The organism is Skermanella rosea (assembly GCF_016806835.2).
GTDB classification, from domain to species: Bacteria; Pseudomonadota; Alphaproteobacteria; order Azospirillales; family Azospirillaceae; genus Skermanella; species Skermanella rosea.
In genome coordinates this window covers 5,908,025-5,924,216 of sequence record NZ_CP086111.1, presented here as the reverse complement: position 1 = coordinate 5,924,216, position 16,192 = coordinate 5,908,025, and the positions used below count along the sequence as shown (strand labels likewise).

The following is a 16,192-nucleotide window of genomic DNA, read 5'->3' as shown; positions in this document are numbered from 1 at the left end:
GTCCATCAAGCCTGTTGACAAAATATATCCGATGTCGGATGTATTCCGCCTCTGCATTGATTGACTGGAGGATACGGCCATGCTTGGCATTCTGCGCACCCTGCTGCGCTGGTGGCGCGAGGCGGGGACGGCGGCGACGCTCCACCATCTGCCCGACCATGTGAAGAAAGATATCGGTTTGCTGGGCGATGATCCCGTTTTCACGCTGGAAAACATCCGAGATCGGAAGATTTAACCGCTTGTATCTATCCCGTAGTTCGGCGATAGATGCGGGCGTCGATCCGACGCACCGATACCCGAGGAGACGAACCATGCTCGCCATTCACCGAAGCACCCGGCAAAGCGGCTTCTACCGCCAGGCTACCGCCTCGATGAACAAGCCGGCCGGCATGTTCGCCGCGGCCGACGCAGTCCTCATAGTATCCATGGGCCTCATAGGATCCATGGGATTTCCCGGGTGTGGTGATGCCGATCTACCTGACGCTGAAGCGCGGACCTAAGCTCTATGTGGAATATGCCCGCTGGACCCGGCCAGATGCCCGGCCCGGCGCCTGGGTCGAGGTCCGGCGCGAGCGCGGCGAGCTTCTGCTCTGGCTGGGCCGCTGGCACGCGATCTACACACCGGCGCGATGGTCGCCGGGAACGTCGCGGGGGGTCCTGAATGGCCGGAGCCGTCCGACATGACGAGATCGCCTCGCTGATGCGGGTGCTGGAGGAGTTCCGCAAGCTCGATCCCGACCTGCCGATCCAGTATGCCTTGTCGTTCCTGACCCTGGCGGAGAACGAGGGCATCTCGATGCGGGAGCTGGCCGAACGCCTCGGCATCGCCCAGTCCTCGGCGTCGCGCAACGTGGCGGCGCTGAGCAAATGGCACAGCTTCGGAAAGCCCGGGCTCGACCTCGTCCAGGCGGAGGAGGACCCGCGCGAGCGGCGCCGGAAGATCATCTCCCTGACGCCGAAGGGCCACGCGCTGATCGCCACGCTCCGCGACCTCATGAACCGCGAGACGCGGCGCGCGAAGTCCGCCTGACCGCCATGATCCTCGCAGCCCGCATCGCAGCCGCCTTGGCAGCCCTGGTCTTCCCGTCCCTTCCCGGCGGGAGCGGCCATGCGGCGCCCAAGCCGGAGCTGCGCAGCTTCACGGCGCCCGCGGCCCGCGACGACGACCGCCCGCGCCCGGACCGCGCACCCCTGGTCGGCGTCGAACAGCGGTTGCTTCCGCCGCCCGGAGCCTGGGATACTCCAACCGGGATCGGCGATACGGTCTTCGCGCTGGCCTGCTCCGCCGGCGAGGCCGCCGCCCTGGCGCCCTCGACGATGGTCCGCCCTTCGGTCCGTTGCCCGGACCCGTTCACCGTGATCCCCGAGCAGCCCTGATCCCCGATCCCGTGACCGTTCCCTGCCGAAAGCACCCATCATGATCGACCTGGACCGCGTCAGCGGCCTGATCCGCCGGACGGCGGAAGAGAAGATCCTGCCCCGGTTCCGCAACCTGGGCGCCGGCGACGTCGTAGAGAAGGGGCCGGGCGACCCGGTCACGATCGCCGACACGGAAGCCGAGGAGATGCTGGCCGGACTGCTGAGCGAAGCTTATCCCGATACGCTGGTGATCGGCGAGGAGCTGGTCTCCCGGGACCCGGCCGCCCTGGACGCGCTGCTCGGGAACAAGCCGGTCTGGGTGATCGACCCGGTCGACGGGACGCTCAATTTCTCCGAGGGAATCCCGGTGTTCGGGACGATCCTGGCCTATGTGGCCGGCGGCGAGATCCAAGGCGGCTGGCTGCACGACCCGATCAACGACGTCACGGTCGCGGCGGTGCTGGGCGGCGGCGCCTGGTCGGGCGGCCGGCGCCTGGAGGCGGACCGGACGACCCCGCTCTCCCGGGCGGTCGGTTCCGCCTATTGGACCGCCAGGGACTGGCAGGAGCCGGACCCGGTCCTGGCCGCGTCGGGCATCGTCGGGGAGATCCGCAACCACCGCTGCTCGGCGCTGGACTATATCGACCTGGCGCTGGGCAGGCGGCAGTTCGTGCTGTCCCAGGGATCGAAGCCTTGGGACCACGCCGCGGGCGTGCTGGTCAGCCGCGAGGTTGGCGGCGCCGCGTCGTTCCTGGACGGCGCCGATTACGACGTCATGCGCCTGGATGGCCGCGTGCTGGCGGCGGCTTCACGGGAATCGCTGGACGCCATCCGGGCGGTTTTCTGACACCGCCCATCGTAGACATACAGGAACGTCGGCGCGTGCCGTCGGCGTTCGCTTCGCGAAGGCCGACCTACTCCTTCGGCAGCATGCGGCCGAGCCGCTTGCCGCCGAAGACGTGGACGTGCAGGTGGGGCACTTCCTGGTTGGCGTTCTCGCCGATATTGGCGAGGATGCGGTAGCCGTCGCCGGCGAGGCCCTGGTCGCGGGCGACCTTACCGACCGCCCGGACGAAGGCGGCGATCTCGGCATCCGACGCCTTCTCCGAGAAGTCGTCGAAGGAGACGTACGGCCCCTTGGGGATCACCAGGATATGGCTCGGCGCCAGCGGATTGATGTCGTGGAAGGCCAGGGTGTGCTCGTCCTCATGGACCTTCTTCGACGGGATCTCGCCGCGCAGGATCCGGGCGAACACGTTGTTGGGATCGTAGGCCATCATTTGCCCCCGTTGCCTTGCTTGCGTGATTTCTTCTCGGCGATGCCGCTGATGCCCTCGCGGTCCGCCAGGATGCCGTAGACGGTCTCCGGCTTCACGCCGGCGTCGGCCCACAGCACCATCAGGTGATAGAGCAGGTCGGCGGATTCCTCCGCCAGCTTCTGCTTGTCGCCGCGGATCGCCTCGATCACCGCCTCGACCGCCTCCTCGCCCAGCTTCTGTGCGATCTTGGGCGTGCCGCGGGAATAGAGCTTGGCGGTGTAGGAGGTCTCCGGGTCCTGCCCGCGGCGGGACCGCACCGTCTCGTACAGACGGTCCAGCACGGCGGCGCCGATGCCCTGCCCGCTCATGCCGCGGCCTGCCCGGGCTTGGCGGTGTCGCGGATGTCGATGCCGGCCTTCGCCATGTGCGCCTTGGCCTCGCCGATGGAGAAGATTCCGAAATGGAAGATCGAGGCGGCCAGCACCGCGGTCGCGTGGCCGTCCCGGATGCCGGCCACCAGGTGGTCGAGCGTACCGACGCCGCCCGAGGCGATGACGGGCACGCGTACGGCGTCGGCGACCGCGCGGGTCAGCTCGATGTCGAATCCGGACTTGGTGCCGTCGCGGTCCATGGAGGTCAGCAGGATCTCGCCGGCCCCGTACTCCGCCATGCGGCGCGCCCAGTCGACCACATCCAGGCCGGTGCGGTTCCGCCCCCCATGGGTGAAGACCTCCCACTTGCCGGGGCCGACCGACTTGGCGTCCACAGCCACGACGACGCACTGGGAGCCGAACTTCTCCGCCGCCTCGCGGACGAAGTCGGGCCGGGAGACCGCGGCCGTGTTGATCGAGACCTTGTCGGCCCCGGCCAGCAGCAGCTTGCGGATGTCCTCCACCACGCGCACCCCGCCGCCGACGGTCAGCGGCATGAAGACCTGCTCCGCCGTGCGGCTGACCACGTCGTACAGGGTGTCGCGGGCCTCGACGCTGGCGGTGATGTCGAGGAAGGTCAGCTCGTCCGCCCCCTCGCGGTCATAGAGCCGGGCCTGCTCGACCGGGTCGCCCGCGTCGATCAGGTCCACGAAGTTCACCCCCTTGACCACCCGGCCGTCCTTGACGTCCAGGCAGGGGATCAGGCGCATCTTGAGCATTCAGGCCTCTTCCCCGGCATCGCCGTGCCCGTTCTCCAGGGGGGGCCGCACGGGGGAGGACAGCAGGGCCAGCGCCTCGGCCGGATCGATGCGCCCGTCATAGAGCGCCCGGCCGCAGATGACGCCCTCGATGCCGGTATGCTCGACCTTCTTGAGCGCTTCCAGGTCGGCCATGCTGGAGACGCCGCCCGAGGCGATCACCGGCGTGGTCAGCGCGAAGGCGAGGTCGGCGGTGGCCTCGACGTTGACGCCGCCCATGGCGCCGTCGCGGTTGATGTCGGTATAGATGATGGCCGACACGCCGGCGTCCTCGAACCGGAGCGCCAGGTCGAGCGCCTTGACGGTGGAGGTCTTGGCCCAGCCCTCGACCGCGACGAAGCCGTCTCGGGCGTCGATGCCCACAGCGACGCGGGACGGGAAGCGCCGGCAGGCCTCGCGCACCAGTTCCGGATCGCGCACGGCGACGGTGCCCAGGATCACCCGGGTGATGCCGCGCTCCAGCCAGTCCTCGATCGTCTTCAGGTCGCGGATGCCGCCGCCGAGCTGGACCGGCATGGAGACCGAGGACAGCACGCCCTCGACCGCGGCCGCGTTGACCGGACGGCCCTCGAAGGCGCCGTTGAGATCGACCAGGTGGAGCCACTCGAACCCCTGGTCGGCGAAGGTCTTCGCCTGGGCTCCGGGGTCGGTGTTGAAGACGGTCGCCTGGTCCATTTCGCCCCTGACGAGGCGGACGCAGGCACCATCCTTGAGGTCGATCGCTGGGTACAGAATCATGTCGGCGCTTCGGTAAGGGGCTGGGGGGACGGCAGGTCGGTGGAGGTCAGGTCCTTGTAGAAGAAATGGCCGGCGAGGTTCTGGCCGCGGACGTTGGCGTAGAGCGGGTGGGTGCCCCAGCGCCTGAAGCCCAGCGTCTCGTACAGGGCGATCGCCGCCCGCTGGGTCTCCCGCACGTCCAGGTTCAGGACCCGGTAGCCGGCCTCGCGGGCCGCCATCTCGACCGCGCGGACCAGCATGCGGGCGAGGCCGTGGCCGCGCGCCCAGGGCGCCACGAAGGAGGTGGTCAGCTGGGCGGAGTGGCCCTGCGCCTCGTTGTTCCGGGGCGGCGCCACGAGCTGGGCCGACCCCGCCACGACGCCGTCCAGGCGGGCTATGAACAGGTGCCGCTCCGGCACGATCAGGACGCCCTTCCAGTACCGCTCCATCACGTCGCGGGGCGGCGGATCGACCCAGCCGAAACCGCCGCCGTCGCGGATCGCGAGGTCGGCGGCGTCGCACAGGTCGTGGAGATCCGCCGTGCGGAACTTCGAGACGCGCTCGACGGTCGCGGCGGTGGCCATCTCTTCCATGGCTCAGGGCCGCCAGCGCAGGAAATTGGCGATCAGCCGGAGGCCGGCGGCCTGGCTCTTCTCCGGGTGGAACTGGGTCCCGACCAGGTTGTCGCGGCCGATCACCGCCGCGACCGGCCCGCCATAGTCGACGGTCGCCAGCTCGGTCGAGCGGTCGGCGCAGGCGAAGCGGTAGGAATGGACGAAATAGGCGTGGTCGCCGTCATGCAGGCCGGCCAGGACCGGGTGGTCGGGCCGCTCGACATGCAGGTCGTTCCAGCCCATGTGGGGGATCTTCAGCGACGGGTCGGCGGGATCGATGGCGACCACCTCGCCCCGGATCCAGCCGAGCCCGTCCCAGACCCCGTGCTCGACCCCGCGTTCCGCCATCAGCTGCATGCCGACGCAGATGCCCAGGAAGGGCGTGCCGCGGGTCAGCACCGCCTCCTCCATCGCCTCGACCAGGCCGGGCACCGACCGGATGCCGGCCATGCAGTCGGCGAAGGCGCCGACGCCGGGCAGCACGATGCGGTCGGCCCGGCGCACCGCCTCGGCGTCGTCGGTGACGGCGATGGCGGCGCCGACGCCGGCCTCCTGGGCCGCGCGCTCGAACGCCTTGGCGGCGGACCTGAGATTGCCGGAGCCGTAATCGACGATTGCTACGGTCATGTGGTCAAAAATTCCCTGAGCCTTGCGCCCGGCGCCCCGTCAGAGCGAGCCGCCGAGCGTTCCCTTGGTGGACGGCACGGCGTCGGCCTTGCGCGGATCGATCTCGACCGCGGCGCGCAACGCGCGGGCCAGCGCCTTGAAGCAGCTTTCCACGATATGGTGATTGTTCTCGCCGTACAGGGTCTCGACGTGGAGCGTCACGCCGGCGGCCTGGGCGAAGGCCTGGAACCACTCCTTGAACAGCTCGGTGTCCATATCCCCCAGCTTGTCGCGGGTGAAATGGACCTTCCAGATCAGGTACGGCCGGTTGGACAGGTCCAGCGTCACGCGGGTCAGCGTCTCGTCCATCGGGACGGTCGCCTCGCCGTAGCGGCTGATGCCCTTGCGGTCGCCCAGCGCCTGGGCGAAGGCGGTGCCGATCGCGATCCCGCTGTCCTCGGTCGTGTGGTGGAAGTCGATATGGAGGTCGCCTTCCGCCCGGACCGTCAGGTCGATGAGGCTGTGGCGCGAGAGCTGCTCGAGCATGTGGTCGAGGAAACCGACGCCTGTGGAAATCTTGTACAGGCCGGTCCCGTCAAGGTTCAGCGAAACCTCGATCCGGGTTTCGTTGGTGGCGCGCCGCAGGCTGGCCTGGCGCGCGGATCTGTTGGGCTGTGGGTCCATGGCGGGGTTTTAGCAGGGATGGATGGGCGATGCCAGCAGGGGATGAAACCCCGGCCCGTCTACTTCGTACGCCTTTCCGGCGCGCCGGAAGGGGGCGGCGGGAGGGTTCCGGCGGCCGGCGCGGCAGATTGACCCGTTCACCCCGAACACGGGTGTAGGATAATGCTTTGACCCTTCATGGTCGTGGCGGGACAATCCCATGGTGCCGAGTCGCTTGTGGATAACTCTGGGGATTGGATTGTTGGCATCCGGCCTCACCGGGTGCGGCGTCAATGTCCGCAAGGCGGAGATCGCGACGCCCCCGTCCCCGCCGCCGGAGAGCCGCCGCGTGCCGGTCCGCTTCGGCGAATTGCAGGCCAAGCTGCGGCGCGGCGACGTCATAGGCGGCTATGTCATTGGCTTCACATGCATCGGGCCGTTCGACCCGATCACCTGGACCAGCGGGCGCGCGATGATGGACCGGACGGAGGTTGCCGACCTGTTCCATGAGGAAATGAGCACCGCCGGCTATGACGTGGCGGGCAACCCGAACCGCCTGTTCGAGGTCGCCGAGGACGAGGAACGGGCCGAGCTGGTGGTCTCCGCCCAGATCACCGATGTCAAGATGAATGTCTGCCGCAAGATGGGCTGGTGGCTGGTCCAGTCCGACGTCGTCGGGGAAGAGGTCGAGGCCTCGGTCAAGGTGGATTGGACGGTCTATTCCCGCTTGGAACGGCGCATGGTGCTGCGGACCTCCACCTGGGGATATCATGCCGGCGGCGCCGCGACGGAGGACGGCAAGGTGCTGGCGATGGAGCAGGCCTTCGCCGGGGCCGTCGCCAACCTGGCGGCCGATCCCCGCTTCGCCGCGGCCGGGTTCGCGGCGCCGGACGCCGCTTCCACCATGCCCGCGCTGGAGACCGGCGGCGGGATCGGCAGGGCGGGTCCCCCTGGGGTGGCGGCGGACGATGCCGCTCGGCTCCAGGCGGTCCGGCTGCCGGCGCTGCCGCCCTTCACCACGCCGATCCAGGACCATGCGGAGGCGGTGACGGGGGCGACGGTACTGGTCTCGGGCGGGAGCGGCCATGGTTCCGGCGTGCTGGTCAGCCGGGACGGGCTGCTGCTGACCAACCACCACGTGGTCGGCGAGGCCGAGCGGGTGCGGGTCGTGCTGGCCGACGGCACCGCCGTCGTGGGCAGGGTGGAGCGCCGTCACAAGCCGCGCGACGTGGCCCTGGTCCGGATCGAGGGGCGCGGGCTGCCCGCCCTGCCCGTCCGCACCCGCCCGCTGACCGTCAGCGAGGACATCTACGTGGTGGGAGCGCCCCTGGCGGAGCGGATGCGCGGCACCGTCACCCGCGGGATCGTCAGCGCGTTGCGGCGCGACCGCCTGACCGGGCTGGAGGAGATCCAGGCCGACGCCAGCGTCCAGGGCGGCAACAGCGGCGGGCCGCTGGTCGACGCCCAGGGCAACCTGGCGGGCCTGACCGTGTCGATGCGCACCGTGCCGGGCAGCCAGGCCTCGGCCGGACTGAACTTCTTCATCCCGATCGGCGACGCGCTGGACCGGCTGAGGCTTGAGGTCGGGGGGCTCGAGGTCGGGGATTGAAGGGATTGGCGGTCCCCCCCACATGGCGGTAGGACATTTGACGGTATTTTTCTGCGATAGGCCCCGATCCCGATGAGTTCCAACGATCCGATCCAATGGCACGGCACCACGATCCTGTGCGTCCGCAAGGGAGGCGAGGTGGTGATCGCCGGCGACGGCCAGGTGTCCATGGGCCAGACCGTGATGAAGTCCAACGCGCGCAAGGTGCGCCGGCTGGCCGGCGGCGACGTGATGGCCGGCTTCGCCGGCGCCACGGCCGACGCCTTCACCCTGTTCGAGCGGTTGGAATCCAAGCTGGAGCAGCATCCAGGGCAGCTCACCCGCGCCTGCGTCGAGATGGCCAAGGACTGGCGGACCGACCGCTACCTGCGCCGGCTGGAGGCGATGATGGCCGTGGCCGACCGCAACGTCAGCCTGGTGCTGACCGGCAACGGTGACGTGCTGGAGCCCGAGGACGGCCTGATCGGCATCGGTTCCGGCGGCAGCTTCGCGCTCGCCGCCGCCCGCGCCCTGGCCGACATCGAGGGGCTGGACGCCGAGACGATCGCCCGCAAGGCGATGCGGATCGCCGCCGACATCTGCGTCTATACCAACCACAACGTGATCGTGGAAAAGATGTGATGGCGGAGGAGTTTGAATCGCGTCCCGAGAGTAATATCCTGTTAGCGAACGGCGCCGGCGGCGCTCCTGACGAAGAAAAGCCAATGACCTCCTTCAGCCCCCGCGAGATCGTCTCGGAACTGGACCGCTACATCGTCGGCCAGCATGACGCCAAGCGCGCGGTCGCGATCGCGCTGCGCAACCGATGGCGCCGGCTCCAGCTGCCGGAAGGCCTGCGGGAGGAGGTTCTGCCCAAGAACATCCTGATGATCGGCCCGACCGGCGTCGGCAAGACCGAGATCGCCCGCCGGCTGGCCAAGCTGGCCCAGGCACCGTTCCTGAAGGTCGAGGCGACCAAGTTCACCGAGGTGGGCTATGTCGGCCGCGACGTGGAGCAGATCGTCCGCGACCTGGTCGAGATCGCCATCACGATGACCAAGGACAAGCTGCGGAAGGAAGTGGCCTCCAAGGCCGAGCTGCGCGCCGAGGACCGCGTGCTGGACGCCCTGGTCGGGACCAACGCGGCGCCGGAGACCCGCCAGAAGTTCCGCAAGATGCTGCGCGAGGGCTCGCTGAACGAGCGCGAGATCGAGATCCAGGTGGCCGATACCGGCGTGCCGGGGATGCCGACCTTCGACGTGCCCGGGATGCCGGGCGCGCAGATGGGCATGCTCAACCTGAACGATATTTTCGGCAAGGCGTTCGGCGGCCGGACCAAGACCCGCCGCCTGTCGGTCGCCGAGAGCTACGAAGTGCTGATGGCCGAGGAGTCGGACAAGCTGCTGGACCAGGAGACGGTCGTCGGCGAGGCGATCCAGTCGGTCGAGCAGAACGGCATCGTCTTCCTGGACGAGATCGACAAGATCTCCGCCCGGTCCGAGGGCCGCGGCGGCGCCGACGTCAGCCGCGAGGGCGTCCAGCGCGACCTGCTGCCGCTGATCGAGGGCACCTCGGTCGCGACCAAGCACGGCACCGTCAAGACCGACCACATCCTGTTCATCGCGTCGGGCGCGTTCCACGTGTCCAAGCCGTCGGACCTGCTGCCCGAGCTCCAGGGCCGCCTGCCGATCCGGGTCGAGCTGAAGGCGCTGACCCGGGAGGATTTCCGCCGCATCCTGACCGAGCCGGAAGCCAGCCTGATCAAGCAGTACAAGGCGCTGCTGAAGACCGAGGACGTCGAGCTGGAGTTCGCCGACGACGCGATCGACGAGCTGGCCAGCCTCGCCGCCGAGATCAACACCTCGGTGGAGAACATCGGCGCCCGCCGCCTGCACACCGTGATGGAGCGGCTGCTGGAGGAGATCAGCTTCAACGCCAGCGACCGCGGCGGTCAGACCATCACGATCGACGCCGGCTATGTCCGCACCCAGGTCTCCAACCTGGCGAAGAACGCCGACCTGTCGAAGTTCATTCTGTAAGAGGGAATCCCTCTCGTCCTGCGGTGCGGATCGGAGTAGCAACTGTTATTTGGCGGTTGTTGTCTCCTCATCAAGCACAATTTTCCACTGTGGTGGTGCAGACGTGTAGCCGTGTCCTGCTTTGGACTGTGTCAGTGGTCAAACAGTGGGAGTTGGAGCCGCCCCCCGTTCGGGCCAAGTGTGACGGCGCGTGGAACGGCCCTCAAGGACGCTGCGCGCCGCTCCGCGGTGGCCTTCGGCCATCCTTGACCGCCGTTCCACGCGCCGCCAAGTGGACCCCAGGTCGGGACGGAGGGATGGTGCCGCCGATCGAACAAAGGGATGGAGCCTCAGGCGGCGGCCGGGGACGTAGCCTCGGCCACAGCCGTGGCCGTCTTGCGCAATGCCGCCTGGTCGGCCTTTTTCGCTTCGTGGTCCGGGTCCCAAGGCTCACCCGCCTTGAGCAGGGCGTTGAGCATCACCAGGGCCTTGCGCATGCAGGCGACCAGCGCCACCTTCCCCGCTTTGCCGCGCGCCTTGAGGCGCTCGTACAACTTCTTGAGCACCGGGTTCCAGCGCAGACCGATGCGGGCGACGTGGAACAGCGCATGGCGCACCTTGGCGCGGCCGCCGTAAATCCGGCGCACCCCCCGCAACGTGCCGCTGTCGCAGGCGAACGGCGCAAGCCCGGCCAGGCTGGCTACCTGCTTCTCGTTCAGCGAGCCGAGTTCGGGCAGATAGGCGACCAGCATGGCCGAGGTCAGCGGCCCGACGCCCTTGAAGCTGCGCAGCAGCGCAGCGCGCCGGCTCAGCTCGGCGTCGCAGTAGACGGTCATCGCGATCTGCTCGGCCAACTCGGCCGCCTGGCCCCGGAGCGCCTCCAGCGCGGCGCCGGCAACCTGGCGCATCGCCTCGGAGTGGAAGTGCTCGATCTGATGAGACCGGGCAGTGATCTCGGCCAGCACCTGGTCGCGGTAGTCGAGCAGCTCGATCAACTCGGCGCGGACCGGCTCCGGAATCGGGGTGGCGCGCGGCCGGTTGGCCTCGCCGAACGCCTTGAGCGCCCGGGCGTCGACCCGGTCGGTTTTGGCCAGCCAGCCGTTCGAGCGGGCGAAGTCCCGCACCCGCTTGGGGTTGACGATGGCCGTCGCTACGCCGGCCGCGGCCAGGGCGTGATGCAGGCCGCGCTCGCAGCCGCCCGACGCTTCCATGACGACCAGCACGTCGTTGCCGCCCTCGCGCAGCGCGCTCAGGATAGTGGCCAACTCGCCATGGCTTTCCGGGCTGTTGGGCAGGCGCCGGCGGGTGTGGCCCGGCAGGCCGTGGGTATCGAGAAACTGGGTGGAGGCATCGATGCCGATGCAGTAGACTTGGCAAGGCATGGCGAACTCGTCCTTGTCTGCGGCGTCCGGCTCAAGGCCGGCGCCTGGCAACTGTGCGAGGAACGCCGAGGGTTCGGGGCAGGCACTTCGCTACGTACGGTGTCGAGCCTTGGTCGGCCACAGTGTCCTGACCCCGCGTACCGGCGTCCCCGTCAGGGGGCGCCGGTATCCCTCGGACACCGCCTTATACCCCACCGCCATAAGACAAGGTCGGCCTTCGGCTGAGGCCGACCTACGATGAATTACGCTGATTGTTTTCACTCGGAGAGTGGAAGAGGGCGCTGGACGGCGCCTTTCTTTGCGGGCGCGCGCCGGGCCGGGCGGCTGGCGTGGAGCTGCGGCAGGGTGACCGGGGCCAGGTTCCAGACATCGACGCCGACGTCGAACTGGCGCAGCATGGGCGCCAGCCTGCCGTGGCTGTGGCCGTGCAGGTTGATCGACTTGCGGTGCATGCCGTTCCAGGTGCGGAAGGCGTAGTGGCACAGCACCAGGTGGGTGCCGTCGACGGTGATCTCGGCATAGGCCGAGACGGTCTCCCAGCCGGCGGACTTGAGCACCGCCGGACCGTCGTTGTTGCCGATCAAATAATGAGAGTTTCGAGTCTCATCATCCACAACATACGGAGAATGCCAGTATCTATGCGATTTTCGGCTTACAAGAGTGGAAATCCAAAATGAGACTCTTTCAGCCTGCTCACGTTTTTGAACGACTGACGCGAGGGGCTCATCGCCGCCCCTCTACCGCCCCAAGAGGGGCGGTATTCACCCCGCTAGGATATTTGAAGCGAATGATGTTCTTTGATAAGATTATGTTGCGGTACAGCCGGGGACGGCAATGACCGCGCGAATGATGCGCGTAGGGGTGGCCCGACAAGGCTGCCCCTCGTCGCGTGGTCTACAGCGCCATGCGCTAAATCTGAAACGCCCATGCCGATGCATTCGCATTGTTGGGCGACAGCATTCTCCAGAGTGATCCAAATTTAACGCGGTCCGCTGATTTAATACATCTACTCGGTGCAGATGGTTTGCAGGGAAACTGCGTCTAAAGCCTTAATCCCCCATATCAAAATATAAGCTTTTCGATATTTCCGGTCTAGCTTTTATCATCATTATCTGGTAGGTTTATTAAAGGAGCCCCCAATAGGTAGGCAATTTCGCAGGAGTATCGAAATGGCTAAGGGTAAAGGTGAAGTCACCTCTGCAAAAGCGGCGAGCGCAGCTTCCAAAGTTCTCCGTGACCCAAAATCCTCCAAGGCGGCAAAGTCCGCTGCAGCATCGGCGCTGACTCAGCGACCGAACAAGAGGAAGTAACAGCACTGCCTTGACCGGTGGCGTCGCCTTTGTCGGTTAGGCTTAAGCGGTTGCGTCAGTACAATTTTGAGTGAATGCGCGTCACTTGGCGCGCTTTCCTTCCAGTGCCTATTTCAGACTCAATGCCAGCGCGCCACTCGATAGCTGACATGATCATCCACTCGGGCGATCGGTCCGCTGGGAAATGCAAAAATACTCAACTCTGCCACGCAGAAGCTTTGCTCTTTGATGGCACCTCATCGCGCAGATGAAGCGAGTCTAATACGCGCGGCTTTGTGGGTGCCCACCCCAGCCGGTTTCGGCGTAAAGCAATCACCCCAGTCGCCCAACCGCGGATGTATGATCCTCCCTACCAGTCGAGATCATGTTCGGGACCGTATTCACCATGGCTGTCGCGCCTCACGTCGGCGACAGTGTCCCGCTCACCCTCATCGCGCCTGTTAATTCCAAACAACTCACGCAAAAGCCAGTAAATAGGAGCGTCTTCGCGCCGCACATTGAGCGACTGTTGGAGCATCGCCAGGGCTTCTCCGATGATCTCCGGCTGCTTGGATGCGTCCAGGATAGTCCAGCCCACGACGCGGCCTGCCTCGTCGAGATCGATGGAGTGATTGCCCCGAGAATGGCATATCAGTGTATAGGATCGCTTGATCGGCCTGATGCGAACCTGCAGGATGTCGAGCGAAACATCGTATTGCACACGGTCATCACTCATCCCGCACGGTCCTCCTCCTGAATGCCCGAAGCTCATCCTCCGTTGCGCCGCAGCAGGGATGGGCAAGGGCGACGATCTCGATAAGCGCAGCCACGGTTTCAGCCGGCGATCGAAATACCGTATTTCCGGTGATGCACTGGATCATCACGGCGTCGATCGCTGCCGGGTGCATGTAATCGTCAGGTGGCCAAGGCGTCATCATCCGGTAGTGCGCCCCATGCACTGTCTCAACCATTCGACCTTCTATGCGGGCGATTCGGGACGACATGCGCCACTCACCGTCAGGTACGCCGTCGATGCCGTAAACCCGCCCGACGACCACGAAGCTGATCGTCGGGATCCCGATTATGCGATACTCGTCGATGCGCGGCAGATCACCGTCAGTCATCGCCCGCGGCCCTGCGCCTCAGCGCAGCCAGTTCCTCTTCGGTCGCAATGTACATCGGATCAATCAATGCGACGGTATCGATGATCGTCGCGACGGTGCGCGCTGCGGATCCGAACCCGGTCTGCTTGAACAGGTTTTCGGCGGCTTCGATGAGCGCATCGTCGGCGTGGAACCGATCGCTAGGGCAAGGCTCGAGCGTCCGATAAACCTCGCCGGTCACTGTGTGGATATGCGTGTCGGTCAGCCTGGAGAGCAGCGGGGTTAGGTGCCATATGCCGTCAGGCACGCCTTCCAAGCCGTAGATGCGGCCGAGAGCGGCGCAGCCCGTCAGCGGAATGTGGATAATGCGGTACTCGTCGATCGCTGGCATGTCCATTCCCTCCGCACGGTCAATTGCGCGTAAGCTTCTCCGCCCGCGTGGCGGCAATGAGGGCGCGCCGGTGCAGTGCTGCGAGTTGCCGGGCATTGAGTTCGCCGGCGGCGAAACCCGAACGCATCGCCTCGACGACCTCTCCCGGCAGCTCCGGCAGATCCGAGACCGCGACGCCGAACTCATCGGCGACATCTTCGGTCAGTCCGGCCATGATCACGCCGAAATGCTCCGGCCGCGGGCGAGGCACCTGAAGAACGCGGCAGCGCGCTCGAAGCAGCGGATCGACACGATCGGCATGGTTGGCCGTCAGGACCCAGGACACCGCAGACAGGTCCGCCGGCATTTGCAGGCATTCGTCGTAGTATTGCCGCGCCGTCGCGGGTTCCACCATTGTCAGAAGCACGTCGGAAATCCGGCCGTTGTGCCGGCTGTCTGCCGCCTTGTCGATCTCCTCGACGCAGAGCAAGGGGTTTGCGACGCCATGCGTCCTCATGACCATCAGGGGAAGGCACGGATGAGCTGAGGCCCACCCCCTGGCAGTTCCGGCAAGTGCGCGGCTGTCGGAAGCACCTCCGGCACTGAGCTGGGTGAACGGCACTCCGGCATAGCCGGCGATGCAGCGCGCAAGCCTCGACTTGCCGACGCCGGAGTGCCCGGTAAGAAGAAGCGGCGGCAGAGCGAAATGCGGACGCCCAAGACGCGCGGCCAGCGCCAACTCGCCCGTGATGATGTCGATGATTTCTGTGCACCAGGGGAACGCGGATCTGAGATCGCTGCGGTACTCGTCCGGGTCCGGCATAGCGGCGAGGTAAGTCAGACCGGACAGCGCCTCGTAGCCCTCGAACTCCTTCCATATCTTCTTTGCGCCGGCCTCGCTGGCCCGCAACGAAGGACGTAGTACGATCATCGACGGCGGCGGCTTCGGCGGGGCGAGCAGCAGCGAATCGATCACGTCGGCCGGTTCGGGCGGCAGCCAGCCGGCACTCTCCAGCATTGCGACCACGGCCCTGTTCTCGAGGTTCTGTGGATCCGAGATGGCCTGTATGAGCTCCAGCTCAATGGCGATGCTGGCCGGCGTATCGGCCCGGAGGATCGAAGCAAACAGCGTTCGGAACCTCGCAATGCGGATGCGAAGATCATACTCGTTCAGGGTACATGGATGGGCCAGCCACCAATCGAGATGTGCGCATGCCAGGCGCAGCTCGACGGTGTGATCGTCCTTATTTTCCAGAAAATACAGAAAAAGACATGTTGCCCGGAGATCGCGCACGAGATCACCCCCGGACTGGCCGATCAGGTCGCCGACCCTGCCCGCGATCCGCAGAAGGGGCAGATCACCATGCTCATCCGCCAACCCGCTCCGTCCGAGATCCAGGACGTCCGGGAAGTCCGGCACATCCTCGACCGTTATCCTGATCGCGGCGCGCGCTCCCGCCAAGTGTTCGGGCGTCACCTCTGCCGGGGGAAGCCGCCAAACGGACAGGAATGCGCGCACATCTTCCGGCGATAGAGCGTCGTCCCCGGACATCCGATCCCCCTTGAGAGTCAATCGCTTTGACTCTTCTGCCGGAACAAATCAAGAACGTCAAGGGAAAAGAAGCCTATCGCGTAGTCTAGTTCCCGCGCATTCCAGGCAAGCCGGAGATCCTCCAAGGCCTGTCTATTGATAGGGGTAGATCCTGGACTGTATGGGAGGTGGATTGGGCGTTGACCACGCTAACGATCCGACGACAACATGGGCAATGCGCACCACAGAGGGGCGTCGGGAATTATGGACTTGGACTTTCCATCTTTGGTCGCATTATTACTTGGCATCCCCATGATTGCCTTGGGTGGGGCCGGCTGTGTGTACTACGGCATCGGCTGCTGGCGCATGGCCCGGATTCTTCGGGAGCAGAACCGGCGCTGACTTGCCGACGGTCCGGATTGCCGCAGGATAAGTCTGACCGGCAGAGTTGCCTCTGCCGGTCAGCTTGCTTCAATTTTCTGCAGCCGTAACTACATCAGGAGA

21 protein-coding genes are annotated in these 16,192 nt (G+C 66.3%); 8 read left to right on the top strand and 13 right to left on the bottom strand.

The window, feature by feature from the left end:
- Nucleotides 1-79: 79 nt before the first annotated feature.
- The 5 genes from JL101_RS27735 to JL101_RS27715 all read left to right on the top strand — a co-directional run bounded on the left by JL101_RS27735 (nucleotide 80) and on the right by JL101_RS27715 (nucleotide 2,206).
- Complete coding sequence (locus tag JL101_RS27735; protein WP_203103073.1) at nucleotides 80-235, top strand: hypothetical protein; 156 nt, start codon at nucleotides 80-82, stop codon at nucleotides 233-235.
- Nucleotides 236-465: 230 nt separating this feature from the next.
- Nucleotides 466-684: a hypothetical protein gene (locus JL101_RS27730; protein WP_203103071.1), complete on the top strand. Its 219-nt coding sequence runs from the start codon at nucleotides 466-468 to the stop codon at nucleotides 682-684.
- Nucleotides 662-1,030: a MarR family winged helix-turn-helix transcriptional regulator gene (locus JL101_RS27725; RefSeq protein ID WP_158047776.1), complete on the top strand. Its 369-nt coding sequence runs from the start codon at nucleotides 662-664 to the stop codon at nucleotides 1,028-1,030. The genes JL101_RS27730 and JL101_RS27725 overlap by 23 nt, the downstream gene beginning before the upstream one ends.
- Nucleotides 1,031-1,035: 5 nt before the next feature.
- On the top strand, nucleotides 1,036-1,377 hold the full coding sequence (locus JL101_RS27720) for a hypothetical protein (RefSeq protein ID WP_203103069.1): 342 nt from the start codon (nucleotides 1,036-1,038) through the stop codon (nucleotides 1,375-1,377).
- Between the two features lie 40 nt (nucleotides 1,378-1,417).
- A complete protein-coding gene (locus JL101_RS27715; RefSeq protein WP_203103067.1) occupies nucleotides 1,418-2,206 on the top strand; it encodes an inositol monophosphatase family protein in 789 nt (262 codons plus the stop codon).
- A gap of 67 nt (nucleotides 2,207-2,273) precedes the next feature.
- On the opposite strand, the gene JL101_RS27710 is transcribed toward JL101_RS27715, so the two are convergent.
- From JL101_RS27710 to hisB, 7 genes are read right to left on the bottom strand one after another with little or no spacing between them, the layout of a single operon-like run.
- Entirely contained in the window at nucleotides 2,274-2,636 is a 363-nt protein-coding gene (locus JL101_RS27710; protein ID WP_203103123.1) for a histidine triad nucleotide-binding protein, read from the bottom strand.
- Nucleotides 2,636-2,986 carry a phosphoribosyl-ATP diphosphatase gene (locus JL101_RS27705; RefSeq protein WP_203103065.1) on the bottom strand — a complete coding sequence of 117 codons (351 nt, stop codon included), beginning with the start codon at nucleotides 2,984-2,986 and terminating at the stop codon, nucleotides 2,636-2,638. Before JL101_RS27705 ends, JL101_RS27710 begins: the two co-directional genes overlap by 1 nt.
- Nucleotides 2,983-3,768 carry an imidazole glycerol phosphate synthase subunit HisF gene (gene hisF / locus JL101_RS27700; RefSeq protein WP_203103063.1) on the bottom strand — a complete coding sequence of 262 codons (786 nt, stop codon included), beginning with the start codon at nucleotides 3,766-3,768 and terminating at the stop codon, nucleotides 2,983-2,985. The genes JL101_RS27705 and hisF overlap by 4 nt, the downstream gene beginning before the upstream one ends.
- Entirely contained in the window at nucleotides 3,769-4,545 is a 777-nt protein-coding gene (gene hisA / locus JL101_RS27695) for a 1-(5-phosphoribosyl)-5-[(5-phosphoribosylamino)methylideneamino]imidazole-4-carboxamide isomerase (protein ID WP_203103061.1), read from the bottom strand.
- Nucleotides 4,542-5,117: a GNAT family N-acetyltransferase gene (locus JL101_RS27690; RefSeq protein WP_203103059.1), complete on the bottom strand. Its 576-nt coding sequence runs from the start codon at nucleotides 5,115-5,117 to the stop codon at nucleotides 4,542-4,544. The genes hisA and JL101_RS27690 overlap by 4 nt, the downstream gene beginning before the upstream one ends.
- Nucleotides 5,118-5,120: 3 nt before the next feature.
- On the bottom strand, nucleotides 5,121-5,765 hold the full coding sequence (hisH, locus tag JL101_RS27685) for an imidazole glycerol phosphate synthase subunit HisH (RefSeq protein WP_203103057.1): 645 nt from the start codon (nucleotides 5,763-5,765) through the stop codon (nucleotides 5,121-5,123).
- A 39-nt stretch (nucleotides 5,766-5,804) separates the two neighbouring features.
- Complete coding sequence (gene hisB / locus JL101_RS27680; protein ID WP_203103055.1) at nucleotides 5,805-6,428, bottom strand: imidazoleglycerol-phosphate dehydratase HisB; 624 nt, start codon at nucleotides 6,426-6,428, stop codon at nucleotides 5,805-5,807.
- A gap of 241 nt (nucleotides 6,429-6,669) precedes the next feature.
- Here hisB and JL101_RS27675 point away from each other — a divergent pair, with 241 nt between their 5' ends.
- From JL101_RS27675 to hslU, 3 genes are all read left to right on the top strand, one after another.
- Nucleotides 6,670-8,016: a S1C family serine protease gene (locus JL101_RS27675; RefSeq protein WP_203103054.1), complete on the top strand. Its 1,347-nt coding sequence runs from the start codon at nucleotides 6,670-6,672 to the stop codon at nucleotides 8,014-8,016.
- 72 nt (nucleotides 8,017-8,088) lie between these two features.
- On the top strand, nucleotides 8,089-8,637 hold the full coding sequence (hslV, locus tag JL101_RS27670; protein WP_202680814.1) for an ATP-dependent protease subunit HslV: 549 nt from the start codon (nucleotides 8,089-8,091) through the stop codon (nucleotides 8,635-8,637).
- An 83-nt stretch (nucleotides 8,638-8,720) separates the two neighbouring features.
- Nucleotides 8,721-10,034: an ATP-dependent protease ATPase subunit HslU gene (gene hslU / locus JL101_RS27665; RefSeq protein WP_203103053.1), complete on the top strand. Its 1,314-nt coding sequence runs from the start codon at nucleotides 8,721-8,723 to the stop codon at nucleotides 10,032-10,034.
- Between the two features lie 329 nt (nucleotides 10,035-10,363).
- Here hslU and JL101_RS27660 read toward each other — a convergent pair whose 3' ends face one another.
- The 6 genes from JL101_RS27660 to JL101_RS27635 all read right to left on the bottom strand — a co-directional run bounded on the left by JL101_RS27660 (nucleotide 10,364) and on the right by JL101_RS27635 (nucleotide 15,709).
- A complete protein-coding gene (locus tag JL101_RS27660) occupies nucleotides 10,364-11,395 on the bottom strand; it encodes an IS110 family RNA-guided transposase (RefSeq protein ID WP_203104619.1) in 1,032 nt (343 codons plus the stop codon).
- 257 nt (nucleotides 11,396-11,652) lie between these two features.
- On the bottom strand, nucleotides 11,653-11,979 hold the full coding sequence (locus JL101_RS27655) for a hypothetical protein (RefSeq protein ID WP_203098136.1): 327 nt from the start codon (nucleotides 11,977-11,979) through the stop codon (nucleotides 11,653-11,655).
- Nucleotides 11,980-13,054: 1,075 nt separating this feature from the next.
- Entirely contained in the window at nucleotides 13,055-13,420 is a 366-nt protein-coding gene (locus JL101_RS27650) for a hypothetical protein (RefSeq protein WP_201075880.1), read from the bottom strand.
- Complete coding sequence (locus JL101_RS27645; RefSeq protein WP_201075879.1) at nucleotides 13,413-13,808, bottom strand: hypothetical protein; 396 nt, start codon at nucleotides 13,806-13,808, stop codon at nucleotides 13,413-13,415. Before JL101_RS27645 ends, JL101_RS27650 begins: the two co-directional genes overlap by 8 nt.
- Complete coding sequence (locus tag JL101_RS27640; RefSeq protein WP_201075878.1) at nucleotides 13,801-14,178, bottom strand: hypothetical protein; 378 nt, start codon at nucleotides 14,176-14,178, stop codon at nucleotides 13,801-13,803. The genes JL101_RS27645 and JL101_RS27640 overlap by 8 nt, the downstream gene beginning before the upstream one ends.
- Nucleotides 14,179-14,197: 19 nt before the next feature.
- The gene (locus JL101_RS27635) at nucleotides 14,198-15,709 is read right to left on the bottom strand and encodes an AAA family ATPase (protein ID WP_201075877.1); all 1,512 of its coding nucleotides are present in this window, start codon (nucleotides 15,707-15,709) and stop codon (nucleotides 14,198-14,200) included.
- Nucleotides 15,710-16,192: the final 483 nt, after the last annotated feature.